This window comes from Dactylosporangium salmoneum (assembly GCF_039532525.1).
GTDB classification, from domain to species: Bacteria; Actinomycetota; Actinomycetes; order Mycobacteriales; family Micromonosporaceae; genus Dactylosporangium; species Dactylosporangium salmoneum.
The window spans coordinates 168,930-181,576 of the sequence record NZ_BAAARV010000024.1; the positions used below are offsets into that span (position 1 = coordinate 168,930).

Genomic DNA, 12,647 nt, shown 5'->3' on the forward strand with positions numbered 1-12,647 from the left:
CTTGTCGGGTGGGCGGAACGCAAGATTCTGGAGAGCGGAACAACAGGGGATGGGCAGCGCGGAACCGAAGATCCCGCCGGCGTACCTCGTGACCAGTGCCGACCATGCGCTCCGGGTCGCGGTCATGCTGCAGCTGGAGGGCCGGCTCACGGTGAGCCAGGTGGCCGAGCGGCTCGGGGTGGCGCGCTCCACGGCCCATCGGTTGCTGCAGACGCTCGTCTACCGCGACTTCGCGGTCCAGGACGACCAGCGTGTCTACCATCCGGGACCGGTCCTCGAGCTCGCCACGCACTCGCAGTCGCGCACGTCGCGGCTGCGGGCCGCCGCGCTGCCGCATCTGCAGCGGATCGTCGATGTCGTGGGGGAGTCGGCGAACCTGTCCATCCGCACGGGCGACACGACGCGGTTCATCGCGAGCGTCGAGTGCCGGCAGGCGCTGCGGGTGGGTTCGCGTGAGGGGATGGTGTTCGCGGCCCACCGCACCACGGCCGGGCTCGTGCTGCTCGCGGAGCTCCAGCCGGCCGAGGTCGACGAGCTCTACGCCGCTGAGCGGTACGTCCATCGCCCCGGCGAACGACCGGACGTGGCGACGCTGCGGGGCCGGCTCACCCGCGTGCGCCGGTCCGGGTTCGCGGTCAACAACGGGCTGTCGGAGCGGGGCGTCGTCGCGATCGGCGTTGCGGTCCACGACGCCGACGGTGCGGCGCTCGCCGGACTCTCCATCTCGATGCCGTCGGTCCGCTACGACCGCCGGCAGCTTCCGGCGCTCGTCGCCACCCTCAGGGAGGCAGCCAGGGCCATCGAGGCGGGCGGCGGCTGAGCGGTCACATGCACCACGTGCATGTCGGGCCATGCACAACATGTGTTTGCTGAATGTGAGCGGGGCCACTTCAATGGTGCACCGAGGTACCGACCCGAGGTGATCCAATGACCAATGCAGCCAGTCCCGTCTCCGATCTCGACCTGTTCGACGACGCGGTGCTCGTCGACCCGTACCCCTCGTACGCAGCGCTGCGCGACCTGGGAGGTGTCGTCCGCCTCCCGGCGAACGACGCCTATGTGCTCACGAGGTACGACGTCATCCGCAACGCCCTGGGTGACTGGGAGAGCTTCTCCTCGGAAGGGGCGATCGGATTCAACCCGATGGTCAACGAGGCGCTCACGGGCACGTCTCTCGCCTCGGACCCACCGGTCCACACGCAGCTGCGGGCGACCCTCACCGCGAACCTGTCGCCGCGCGCGCTGCGCGGCCTGAAGGACAGCATCGCCGCCAAGGCCGACGCCCTGGTCGCGGAACTTGTCAACCAGGGCTCGTTCGAGGCCATCGACGGCCTGGCCCGCGCCCTGCCGCTCGAGGTCGTCGCGGATCTCATCGGCTTCACGGGCCATGTCCGCGACAACATGCTGCGCTGGGGCCAGGCCGCGATGCAGGTCATCGGACCGATGAACCAGCGCACCGCGGAGAGCTTCCCGATCGCCGGCGAGTTGTACCAATGGTGCTCGGCCGTCACCGCGGAGGACCTGACGCCGGGCTCGGTCGGCCGTGGGATCTTCGAGGCCGAGGCGCGCGGCGACGTCCCGCCGGGCACGGCGGGCCACATCATCCACCAGTACCTCGGTGCCGGCGTCGACACCACGATCGCCTCGATCGGCAACATCGTGGCCCTGTTCGCGGCCCACCCCGAGCAGCTCGCGCTGGTCCGGGAGAACCCGTCGCTCGTGCCGGCCGCGTTCAACGAGGTGCTGCGCTACTGGGCGCCGGTCCATGCCTGGGGACGTCGCGTGACCCGGGACGTGGAGGTCGACGGTGTCCTGGTCCCACGGGGCGCGAAGGCCGCGATCCTGTTCGGCGCCGGCAACCGGGACCCCCGCCACTACGACAACCCGGACGCGTTCCTCGTCGAGCGCAACCCGATCGACCACCTCTCGTTCGGCTACGGCCCGCACGGCTGCGCCGGACAGGGGCTGGCCCGCCTCGAGGCGCATGCCGTCATCGACGCGCTGGCCCGGCGGGTCGACCGGCTGATCGCCGGCCCCGAGGTCCGCGTCCCCAGCAACATCACCCGCAGCATCGAGGAGCTGCCCGTCCTGAAGGTGGTGCCGGCATGAGGATCGTCCTGGACCGGGCGCGCTGCGAGGGGCACGGGCTGTGCGAGGAGACCGCGCCCGGCCTGCTGCACCTCGACAACGACGGCGAGCTGGTGATCGACCGCGAGGAGGTCGGCGACGCCGACGCCGGGCCGGCCAACGCCGCGGTCCGGGTCTGCCCGGTCGCGGCCCTGCGTCTGGCATGACCACGCCGATCCAGCGTGTCGTCGTCGTCGGAAACGGCATCGCCGGCCTCACCGCGGCCGACACGCTCCGCGATGTCGGCTTCGACGGCGAGATCACGATCGTCGGCGACGAGACGCACGCGGCGTACAGCCGCCCGGCGCTGTCGAAGGCGTTGCTGCTCGACGGCGACGACATGTCGTCCCACGAGCTCGCGCCTGCCACCCACGGGGCAACCGAGCTGCTGGGTGTACGCGCGACCGGACTCGACGCCGGCCGCCGGCTCGTCACACTCGACGACGGCACCGCGCTCTGTTACGACCGGGTCGTCCTCGCCACCGGGTCCCGGGCGCGGCGATTGTCCGACCTGCCCGAGGAGCTCACGCTGCGCGGCCTCGACGATGCGCTTGCCCTGCGCAGGCGTCTGGCTGGACGCCCGTCGGTCGTCGTGGTCGGCGGGGGTCCGCTCGGCATGGAGATCGCGTCGGCCTGCCTGACCGCGGGTGGTCAGGTCACCCTTGTCTCCCAGGGCGTGCCGCTGATCCTGCAGCTGGGCCGATACCTGGCCGACGTCTTCGTCAAGGCGGCGCTGGAGCGCGGGCTCGCCATCGTGCAGACCGGATCTGCGCGGCTCGAGGGCCGCGGCGGCGAGGCACGTGTCGTCCTCGCCGATGGCGCTGTCCTCGAGGCCGAGCTGGTGGTGACCGCCATCGGCGACGTCCCCAACACGCAGTGGCTCGCGGGCACGGGCCTGGCCGACCGGGGCGTCGTTCAGGTCGACTCCCGGGGACTGGTCCGGCCCGGGATCGCCGCCGCCGGCGATCTGGCAGCCTTCCCGACGCCGTACGGCCTGCGACGCATCCCGCTGTGGAGCAGTGCCATCGAGCAGGCGAAGGTGGCTGCGGCCGCACTCGTTCGCGGCGACGACGCGGCACCGCTGCAGTTCCAGCCGTACTTCTGGACCGAGCAGTTCGGGCTCAGCCTCAAGGCCGTCGGCTATCTTCCACTGGACGGTGCCCCGACGTACGTCGAGGGAGGGCCCGGCGGTCCGGCGTTGATGCGCTGGTCGCACGCCGACGGCGCCGGTGTGGCCGCGGCGCTGAACTACCGGATCCCGATCCCGCGGTTGCGCCGGATGAGCCGGGAGGCCGTGTAGGGTTTCGTCCCGATGAGGGCTGACGGAGAGGGCACCACGGGTTCCGGCTTGGATCGACTGGCATCGGTCAACCTCAACCTGCTGGTGCCCCTCCTCGCGCTCCTGGAGGAGCGGTCGGTGACGAAGGCGGCCGAGCGCCTCGGGCTGACGCAGCCGGCGATGAGCCACGCGTTGCACCGCATGCGGCGTCTCTTCGGCGACGACCTGCTCGTCCGGCAAGGGAGCAGTGTCACGCTGACGCCGCGCGCGCTCGAGCTGATCGGGCCGTTGCGGGCGACGCTCCAGCGGGCCGCGGATGTGATCAGATTCCCGGGCTTCGATCCGGCGACGGACCGCCGGGTCATCACCGTCGCGATGACCACCAGCACGGCCTTCGTCCTCGGGGCGCGGCTGGCGCGACTCGTGGCCGAACGAGCCCCGAACGCGACCCTCCGCGTGCGGACCATCACGGTGCCGACCGGGAACACCTTCACGGAGCACGGTGTCGACGTCGTGCTGATCTCCGAAGGGTTCACGTCGCCGTACCCTCGGGAGCGCCTGTACGACGACCGCATCGTCGTGGTGGCCTCGGCGGACACCCCACCGGAAACGGGCGCGCTCGACCTGCTGACCACGCAGCCGCACGTCGTCGTCGACACCGAGCGGCGGGTCTTCCCGTACTCGGTGCTCGACGAGAAGGCGGTCACCTACCGCGTCGGCCAGCTGATCTCCGATTTCCTGCTCGTCCCGTACCTGGTCGGCCGGGCCGGCGGGGTCGCCCTCCTGCGCTACCGTGTCGCCGCTGAGATGCGGACGCTCGTCGGCCTGCGGATCGAGGAGTTTCCGTTCCCGCTCCCGGGGCTGGGCATCGACATGGTGTGGAACCCGCATCTGGGCGACCACGCCTTCATCTCATGGCTGCGCCAGCTGCTGTTCGATGCGGCGCGGCCGTGAGCTGAGCATGCGCACGACATGCATGGCAGCCGCCTCGCGTGACTCCATCATGACCACGTGACGTCTCCGGCCGGCCATGAAGCCGGCCCGCGGTTACCCGCAGGTGCGTTCCGGATCGTACGCGGCCGCCGCCAGCGCGCGGCCGATGCCGTGCGCGGCGACGCGCATCGCGGGTAGCAGTCGAGCCCTGCCCCTGAGGTTGGGCACCACCACGCCGAGCGCCGCGACGGTGCGATCGCCGGCCGCCACCGGCACGGCGATCGAGTATGCGCCGAGGGTCATCTCCTCGCCTGTGGTCGCGAACCCGTCGCTGAGCACCCGGTCCAGCTGCTGCCGCAGACGTGCCGGCGAGGTCACCGTGTACGGCGTGGCGCGGGGGAGCGGCCTGCCGAGCACTTCGGCGCAAACCGTGGCCGGCGCGTGCGCGAGCAACACCTTCCCCACGCCAGTGGTGTGGATCGGCAACCGGGAGCCGATGGTGCTGATGATCGGGAGCGAGGCGTTGCCGGACAGGCGGTCGAGGTACAGCACCTGGTCGCCCTCGCGGACGGCGAGGTGGACGGTCACGCGCGTTGCGGCGTACAGGTCCTGCAGGAACGGCGAGGCGACCTCGCGCAGCGCCGTCTCCGCGGGTGCGAGCAGGCCGAGGTCCCACAGGCGCCGGCCGATCGCGTAGCCGTCAGCGGGCGTACGGCGAAGTGCACCCCACGCCACCAGCTCGCCGACCAGCCGGTGCGCGGTCGGCAGGGTGAGGCCGGCGCGCCGCGCGAGCTCGCTGAGGGTGAGCACGCGGTGCTCGGGGTCGAAGGAACCCAGGATCCCGAGCAGACGCGAGGCGACCGTGACCCCGGGGGCGGCCGTCGTACGTGGCATCGGTGGTCCTTCCATTCAACGGAAGTCGGCGCTCGGCGATTGTAGGCCGCGGACCTACCTTGAGCGACATGACAACGCAAGCAGAGATCAGCGCGGAGATCGCGCGGATCGCAGCGGCGCGGCGCGATGCCGGCCCGGCCGGCCGGCCAGCTCTCGACTATCCGCCCTACCGCTCCAGCCTCCTCCGGCACCCGACCAAGGACCTCCAGCTCGCCGACCCCGACGGAGTCGAGCGCTGGGCGCCCTGCTTCGGGCATGGTGACGTTGACCCGTTCGAGGCGGACCTGACCATCCAGCACCGAGGCGAGCCCATCGGCGAGCGCATCACGGTCAGCGGCCGGGTCGTGGACGGCGAGGGACGCCCGGTCGCCGGTCAGCTGGTCGAGATCTGGCAGGCGAACGCGGCGGGCCGCTACATCCACCAGCGTGACCAGCACCGCGCGCCGCTCGACCCGAACTTCACGGGTGCCGGGCGGTGCATCACCGGGCCCGACGGCTCCTACCGCTTCCGCACGGTCAAGCCCGGCGCCTACCCGTGGCGCAACCACGACAACGCCTGGCGGCCGGCGCACATCCACTTCTCGCTGTTCGGGACCGACTTCACCGAGCGGCTCGTCACCCAGATGTACTTCCCGGGCGACCCGCTCTTCGACCTCGACCCGATCTATCAGTCGATCACCGACCCTGCCGCACGTGCGGCGCTCGTGGCCCGCTACGACCACGACGAGACGGAGCCGGAGTTCAGCCTCGGCTATCGCTGGGACATCGTGCTGAGCGGCAGCCGGCGGACCTGGATGGAGCGGCCGCTTCATGGCGACGCGCGGCGCGGCGCGGTGCCGGCATGAGCGACCTCGTGGCGACCCCCGGCCAGACCGTGGGCCCGTTCTTCGGCTACGGCCTGCCGTACGCCCGCGGGCACGAGCTGGTGCCGGCGGGCCGGGCGGATGCCATCCGGCTGCACGGATTCGTGTACGACGGCGCGGGCGATCCCGTCCCGGACACACTCATCGAAGTGTGGCAGGCCGACGCGGAGGGTGGCGTCGTGCAGCGGGAGGGCTCGCTGCGCCGGGACGGGTTCACGTTCACCGGCTGGGGCCGGGCCGCGACCGATGTGCGCGGCCACTACGAGTTCTCCACGCTGCGGCCGGGCGCCCATATGTCCGGGCGGCCCGCGTTCTTCGCGCTGACCGTCTTCGCGCGCGGGCTGCTCGACCGGCTGTTCACCCGCGCCTACCTGCCCGAGGACCAGGCGGTACTGGACACCGATCCCTTGCTCGGTGCGGTGCCGGCTGCCCGGCGCGGGACGCTGCTCGCCATCGGTGAGCCCGGGGGGTACCGCTTCGACCTGCGACTGCAGGGGGACGACGAGACGGTCTTCCTCCGGCATGTGCGGTCCTGATGGCGAACCTGTTCTGGCCCGGTGACGAGCGCGCGGGAGCGCTCCTGGACCAGCAGCGATTCCTCGCCGCGATGCTCGAGGTCGAGCATCAGTGGCTGCGCGCGTTGTCAGCCTGCGGCCTCGCGCCGGCGGACGCTGCGCGGTCCCTCGACGACGTGGGCGCGGTGACGGTCGAGGAGCTGGCGACGGCGGCGGAGGCGAGCGGCAATCCGGTGGTCCCGCTGGTCCAGCTGATGCGCCGGCGGCTCGGCGACGATCCCGCGGCGATCTGGCTGCACCGCGGCCTGACCAGCCAGGACGTCGTCGACACCGCGCTCGTCCTGTGCCTGCGCGAGGCGATGGCCGCCGTCCTGGCCGACCTGCGCGCTCAGTCGATGACGCTGGCCGCGCTGGCTGAGCGCCATCGTGGCACCCCGATGGCCGCCCGGACCTTGACCCAGCCCGCCGTACCCCTGACCTTCGGGCTGAAGGCCGCAACCTGGCTCGATTGTGTGATCGAGGCCGCGCGGGCGGTTCGCGGCGCGACGAGGCGCTTGGCCGTGCAGATCGGCGGCGCGGCCGGAACCCTCGCTGCCAGCGCCGAGCTGTTCCGCCGGGTCGGCAGTTCCGATCCTGCCGCCGCGTCGCTTGCCCTCGTCGCCGATCTCGCCGACCGGCTCGGCCTGCCGGCCACGACGCCGTGGCAGACAGTGCGGGGCCGGCTGACAGGTGCCGCGGACGCGCTCGTCACCGCCGGTGACGCGTGGGGCCGGATAGCGTCCGATGTCGCGCTGCTGGGCCGGCCGGAGTTCGGCGAGCTTGCCGAGCCCGCGCTGCCCGGCCGCGGCGGCTCCTCGACGATGCCGCACAAGGCGAACCCGGTCCTGTCGGTGCTGCTGCGACGGCACGCGCTCGCCGCGCCGGCGCTCGCCTCCACGCTGCACGTGGCCGCGGCGTCGTACGTCGACGAACGGCCCGACGGCGCGTGGCACGTCGAGTGGGACACCCTGCGCCTGCTGGGACGCCGCAGCGTCGTCGCCGCCTCCCAGGCCACCGAACTGCTCGGCGGACTCACCGTCCACGAGGACCGGATGGCCGAATCCGCCCGCCGGGACGAGCTGCTCGCCGAGCGGCGCAGTCTCGACGCCGTCGTCGACGACCGGCCCGGCGGCCAGGCTTACCTCGGTGCGGCGGACCGCATCATCGACCGGTCGTTGTCCCGCTGCGCGCAGGCATGGAAGGACGACGGATGAGCGTTCCGGCACTGAGGACGGTCCACCTGGCGGGCTCGCCGGACCGGCCGCTGCTGGTGGTCGGTCCCTCGCTGGGTACCCGCGTCGAGCGGCTGTGGGGCGAAGTCGCGACGCTGCTGGCCGAGGACTTCCACGTCGTCGGCTGGGAGCTGCCCGGCCACGGCGGTGCGCCGCTGGGCGAGCGGTTCACGATCGCCGAGCTGGCGCGCGGCGTCCGCGCGGCGGCCGACCGTGTCCTGTCGCGCCGCAGTGCGCCCGACGGCCGGTTCGCCTACGCCGGCGACTCGGTCGGCGGTGCCGTCGGGCTGCAGCTCGTCCTCGACCACGCCGACCGGGTCGACCGGGCCGCCCTCGTCGCGACCGGTGCCCGCATCGGCGACGCCGGCCTCTGGCGTGACCGCGCCGCACTCGTGCGGGGGTCCGGGACGACCGCGTTGCTCGCGGCCGCTGCCCAGCGGTGGTGGGCTCCGGGCTTCGCCGAGCGCGCCCCCGACATCGCCACCGCGCTGCTCGATGACCTCAGCGCGGTGGACGCGGAGGGGTACGCGCAGGTTTGCGACGCCCTGAGGGACTTCGATGTGCGAGACCGGCTCCGCGAGGTCCGCCGGCCGCTGCTCGCCATCGCCGGCGCTGCCGACCGGACAACCCCGGTCGCATCCTTGCGGGAGATCGCCGGCGGCGCCCCCGGCGCGCGGCTGGTCGAGCTCGACGGCATCGCGCACCTGCCTCCGGTGGAGGCGCCCCGCGCGATCGCGAGCCTGGTGCGCGACTTCCTCGCCGGAGCCGGTGCTCGTCACGTGGCAGGGATGGCCAACCGGCGGGCGGTCCTCGGCGACGCCCACGTCGATCGCGCGATCGCTGCCGGCAGCTCGCTCACGGCCGACTTCCAGGACCTCATCACCCGGTATGCCTGGGGTGAGATCTGGGACCGCCCCGGCCTGTCGCGACGCGACCGCTCCATCGCGGTGCTGACCGCGCTCGTGGCCGGCCGCCACTTCGATGAGCTGGAGTTCCACCTCCGCGCCGCGCTGCGCAACGGGCTGAGCAGGGACGAGATCATCGAGGTGCTGCTGCAGACCGCCATCTACGTCGGCGTGCCGGCCGCGAACACCGCCTTCGGCGTCGCCGCGCGAGTGCTGGACACGCGAGATCCGGCGTGACCGGTGACGGGCGCCGGATGCCGGAGCGCCGGGGGCGGCCTGTCGCTCAGTGGCGCCCGATCGAGCCGACCCAGCTCTCGGTGAGCACGTCCAGCATTTCGTCGTGTCCGACGCCCCAGGTCCCCGGTGTCCAGTGGCGCGCGACGTAGTCGAGCTCGGTGATGGCGATGACGCTGCGGAAGTGGCGGGTGCCGGCTGAGAACCGGTCGGCGCGGTCGAGCCCGTCCTTGATGTCGCCGATGGCTTCGTTCAGCCACTCGTCGAGGAGCACGCGGATCTCCGGGTCGACGGCTGCGGCCGCGAAGGCGGTCGTGGTGTAGGGGCGAATGGCATCCCATCGCTGCGACGTCGACGCGAGCCACGCGCGGATCCGCTCGCGTGAGCCGTCCTCGACCACGGCGACCAACTCCCGCTCGGTCGACCCGTGCTCGGCGGAGGGAATCCGGTCGAGCGCGGCGTTGAGCCGCTCCGAGATGAGGGCCTTCATGAGATCCACCTTGGAGGGAAAGTACGCGTAGAAGGTGACGCGCGTCGTTCCCGCCGCCGACGCGATGTCGTCGACCGTCGTCGCCGCATAGCCCTTGGACACGAAGAGGTCCAGGCCGGCGTCGAGCAGGAGCTTGCGCGTCATCTCCTTCTGCGCCTCACGAAGCGTCGCCATGACCGCCAGCATAGAGCACGACGGCTGCGTTCTGTGCGTACCGAACACTCTGAGTACGCGCTGCTCGGACTCTTGACGCCCTGTCAAGTCATATGACACCTTGCACATCTCATGAGTGATCGCGCTCACGTCGGGGTGGCCGATTCCGCCCGGCCGCCCGACCGCCCGGCTTGTCGACAAGGAAGAAGTCCCATGACGCAGACCGCTGCGCGTAAGCAGGGCTACACCGCCACGGTGGTCGCCGGCTGCTTCGCCGTATTCCTCGCGCAGGTGGCGTACTCGCTGCCCGGCGCGCTCAATGGCACCTTCCAGCAGGAGTTTCAGACCACCGGTGCCGAACTGGCCTGGGTCACGGCCGCCTTCGCCATCCCGATGGTCGTCCTCGAACTGACCACCGGCGTGATCGGTGACCTGTTCGGTCGCAAGCGACTGCTGCAGGTGGGTGCTCTGCTGGTCGTTGCCGGCTCGCTCGTCAGTTACCTGGCCGGGACGGTCCAGATCCTGTGGGTCGGGCAGGTCGTCGAGGGCATCGGAGCCGCGATCCTCTACCCGACCTCGCTCGCCATGCTGGCCGCGGTCAGCCCGTCGCAGGAGGCCCGCTCCAAGGCCATCGCCGTCTGGGCCGGCTTCCTCTCGGTCGGTGCGGCGATCTCCCCGCTGCTGTGTGGGTGGCTCGCCGCGGCGGGCGCGTGGCGGACGTCGTTCATCGTGGTCATCGCGGTGGCGGTCGTCTCGATCGTCATCACCCGGTTCGCCGCCGACTCCTCGGCGCCGCAGGGGCGCAAGCTCGATGTACCGGGTCAAATGACGCTGGCCCTCGGTCTGATCGCCATCCTCTTCGCTGCCACGCAGGGCTCCGAGGCCGGCTTCGCCCGCCCCGAGATCGTCGGCGCCTTCGTCGCGGGCCTCGTGCTCCTCGGTGCGTTCGTCGTCATCGAGCTGCGCACGGACGTCCCGCTGCTGCACCTCAACATCTTCGCCAACCGCTCCTATGCGATCGTCGCGATCGCCACGGTGGTCGGCATGTTCGCGTTCCTCGCGACCTGCTACTCGACGAGCATCTGGATCGGTGCGATCCAGCACCAGAGCGCGCTGCGAATCGGCCTGCTGTTCCTGTTCATCCAGGGGCCGGCCTTCGTCCTGGTGCCGATCGTCTCCCACCTGATCCGCAACTTCTCGCCGCGCTGGGTGCTCACCGCCGGCTTCGCCCTCATCGCCGTCAGCGGCATCTGGTGCTCGACGTTCGACATTCACGACATGAGCTGGACGCGGTTCATCGGTCCGATGCTGCTGCTCGGTGTCGGCTTCGCGCTCACCGTCGGCTCGATCACGGCCGTCGCGATCAACACCGTGCCGCTGCGGCTCGCCGGCATGGCCAGTGCCACCACCAACCTGCTGCGCGACTTCGGCTTCGCGCTCGGCCCGGTGCTCATCGCCGCGTTCGCGGTCAGCCGGGCCAACAGTGACCTGAGCGCTGGGGCCGCGGCGGCGATCGGCGGGTCCGGGCTCACGCCGCCGTACACCGACATCGCCGGGGGCATCGCGCACGAGGGTGGCTCCATGGCGATCAACTCGATGCCGGTCGTGCCGGGCGCCGGTCCGGACATGCCGCCGGTGCCGATGCCGCAGAGCCTCCACGTGCTCGCGTTCGAGTCTCTCGGCAGCGCCTACAGCCTCGCGTTCCTGGTTGCCGGCCTCTGTGCCGCCGCTGCCGCCGCGCTGACGCTGTTCGGCCTCTTCGGTGCGAAGCGCGCGGCGGTCGAGGCGCCGCTGATCGACGAGGAGTTCGTCCCCGCCGGGTGAGCTGCACGCCGCCGAGTCGCCGAGGTCCCGCCCGGCGCCGGCGCGAGCTACTCTTTACCCGATGAGTGATTTCTTGACACAATGTAAACCGTCGTGACATCGTTCGCATCGCCGGCGTGACTGCGGTCACTCGGCGAGATCGAGAGGAATGCCAGTGAAAGGCGCCCCACCCGCCGAGCGCACCGCCGGCGCCACCGTCAACACCGTCCTCGGCCCGGTGCCCGCGCAGCGGCTGGGGGTCGTCGCGGTGCACGAGGCCCTGCTGTCGGTCGTCCCCGGAGCGCAGTACGCGTTCGACATCACCATGGACCGCGCCGAGATCTTCGAGACCCTGGCCGAGAAGCTGAGCGACTTCCGCAGGCACGGCGGCGGGACGGTCGTCGACAGCACCGGCATGTTCCACGGGCGCGACGTGCGGCTGTATGAGGCACTGTCGCGCGCGACCGGCGTGCACATCGTCGCGTCGTCGGGCCAGGGCCCCGAGGAGATGCTCGGCGGCTACTTCCTGACGCCGCAGACCAATCCGCCGACGCCTTGGCCGGCCGAGAAGTTCGCCGAACTGTTCGCCCAGGAGGTCACCGGGGGCATGGTGGTTCCCCGTGTCGAGCGCCGGGCCGCCGCGGGCCTCGTGGCCACCGCCGCGACCGTCACGGGCATGACCGCGACGGATGAGAGCCTGTTCCGCGGTGCGGCCCGCGCCGCCTTGACCACCGGTGTCCCGGTGTCCATCCGCTACGGCGGCGACGCCGTGCGCGACCTCCAGATCGTCCTGGACGAGAAGCTGCCGGCCGACCGCGTCGTCGTCGGCGGGCTCGACCGCAAGGACGCCGTCGCCGCCGGCGCGCCGCTCGAGGTCGCGGCGCGCGGCGCCTACGTCGGCCTCGACCATGTGGGCACCGAGGACGACGACCACATCACCGACGCCGTGCGCGCCGCCCTGGTCGCCGAGCTGGTCGAGGCCGGCCACGGCAACCGGGTCCTGCTGTCGAGCAGCGCGACCGGCGTCGCCAAGGGCCACCCGGCCAACGACCTGCCCTACAGCTACGTGCTGACCACGTTCGTCCCCCGGCTCAAGGCACAGGGCCTCGGCGACGAGGACGTCCGGCGGATCCTCGCCGACAACCCGCGCGACCTGCTGTCGGTGCGCTGAGCGTTGCTC

At 71.8% G+C, this 12,647-nt stretch carries 13 protein-coding genes; 11 read left to right on the forward strand and 2 right to left on the reverse strand.

Annotated elements, in window-relative coordinates; all coding sequences use genetic code 11:
* The first annotated feature begins 49 nt into the window (after positions 1-49).
* From ABD352_RS15505 to ABD352_RS15525, 5 genes are all read left to right on the forward strand, one after another.
* Positions 50-820, forward strand: a complete 771-nt coding sequence (locus tag ABD352_RS15505) for an IclR family transcriptional regulator (RefSeq protein ID WP_344613054.1) — start codon at positions 50-52, stop codon at positions 818-820.
* A 107-nt stretch (positions 821-927) separates the two neighbouring features.
* On the forward strand, positions 928-2,109 hold the full coding sequence (locus ABD352_RS15510; protein WP_344613055.1) for a cytochrome P450: 1,182 nt from the start codon (positions 928-930) through the stop codon (positions 2,107-2,109).
* Positions 2,106-2,294, forward strand: a complete 189-nt coding sequence (locus tag ABD352_RS15515; RefSeq protein WP_344613056.1) for a ferredoxin — start codon at positions 2,106-2,108, stop codon at positions 2,292-2,294. The genes ABD352_RS15510 and ABD352_RS15515 overlap by 4 nt, the downstream gene beginning before the upstream one ends.
* Positions 2,291-3,427 (forward strand): NAD(P)/FAD-dependent oxidoreductase, encoded by a 1,137-nt coding sequence (locus tag ABD352_RS15520; RefSeq protein WP_344613057.1) that lies wholly within the window; start codon positions 2,291-2,293, stop codon positions 3,425-3,427. The genes ABD352_RS15515 and ABD352_RS15520 overlap by 4 nt, the downstream gene beginning before the upstream one ends.
* 48 nt (positions 3,428-3,475) lie before the next feature.
* Positions 3,476-4,360, forward strand: coding sequence for a LysR family transcriptional regulator (locus ABD352_RS15525; protein ID WP_344613058.1), 885 nt, complete (start codon positions 3,476-3,478; stop codon positions 4,358-4,360).
* A 93-nt stretch (positions 4,361-4,453) separates the two neighbouring features.
* On the opposite strand, the gene ABD352_RS15530 is transcribed toward ABD352_RS15525, so the two are convergent.
* Positions 4,454-5,233 carry an IclR family transcriptional regulator gene (locus ABD352_RS15530; protein ID WP_344613059.1) on the reverse strand — a complete coding sequence of 260 codons (780 nt, stop codon included), beginning with the start codon at positions 5,231-5,233 and terminating at the stop codon, positions 4,454-4,456.
* 68 nt (positions 5,234-5,301) lie between these two features.
* Here ABD352_RS15530 and pcaH point away from each other — a divergent pair, with 68 nt between their 5' ends.
* From pcaH to pcaDC, 4 genes are read left to right on the forward strand one after another with little or no spacing between them, the layout of a single operon-like run.
* Positions 5,302-6,078 carry a protocatechuate 3,4-dioxygenase subunit beta gene (gene pcaH / locus ABD352_RS15535; protein ID WP_344613060.1) on the forward strand — a complete coding sequence of 259 codons (777 nt, stop codon included), beginning with the start codon at positions 5,302-5,304 and terminating at the stop codon, positions 6,076-6,078.
* On the forward strand, positions 6,075-6,632 hold the full coding sequence (gene pcaG, locus ABD352_RS15540) for a protocatechuate 3,4-dioxygenase subunit alpha (protein ID WP_344613061.1): 558 nt from the start codon (positions 6,075-6,077) through the stop codon (positions 6,630-6,632). Before pcaH ends, pcaG begins: the two co-directional genes overlap by 4 nt.
* Positions 6,632-7,864: a lyase family protein gene (locus ABD352_RS15545; RefSeq protein WP_344613062.1), complete on the forward strand. Its 1,233-nt coding sequence runs from the start codon at positions 6,632-6,634 to the stop codon at positions 7,862-7,864. Before pcaG ends, ABD352_RS15545 begins: the two co-directional genes overlap by 1 nt.
* A complete protein-coding gene (pcaDC, locus tag ABD352_RS15550) occupies positions 7,861-9,024 on the forward strand; it encodes a bifunctional 3-oxoadipate enol-lactonase/4-carboxymuconolactone decarboxylase PcaDC (protein WP_344613063.1) in 1,164 nt (387 codons plus the stop codon). The genes ABD352_RS15545 and pcaDC overlap by 4 nt, the downstream gene beginning before the upstream one ends.
* Positions 9,025-9,070: 46 nt before the next feature.
* Here pcaDC and ABD352_RS15555 read toward each other — a convergent pair whose 3' ends face one another.
* Positions 9,071-9,697, reverse strand: a complete 627-nt coding sequence (locus ABD352_RS15555; protein WP_344613064.1) for a TetR/AcrR family transcriptional regulator — start codon at positions 9,695-9,697, stop codon at positions 9,071-9,073.
* A 180-nt stretch (positions 9,698-9,877) separates the two neighbouring features.
* Here ABD352_RS15555 and ABD352_RS15560 point away from each other — a divergent pair, with 180 nt between their 5' ends.
* Together ABD352_RS15560 and ABD352_RS15565 are read left to right on the forward strand one after the other, a co-directional pair.
* On the forward strand, positions 9,878-11,488 hold the full coding sequence (locus ABD352_RS15560; protein WP_344613065.1) for an MFS transporter: 1,611 nt from the start codon (positions 9,878-9,880) through the stop codon (positions 11,486-11,488).
* A gap of 154 nt (positions 11,489-11,642) precedes the next feature.
* Positions 11,643-12,638 carry a phosphotriesterase family protein gene (locus ABD352_RS15565; RefSeq protein WP_344613066.1) on the forward strand — a complete coding sequence of 332 codons (996 nt, stop codon included), beginning with the start codon at positions 11,643-11,645 and terminating at the stop codon, positions 12,636-12,638.
* The last annotated feature ends 9 nt before the right edge of the window (positions 12,639-12,647 follow it).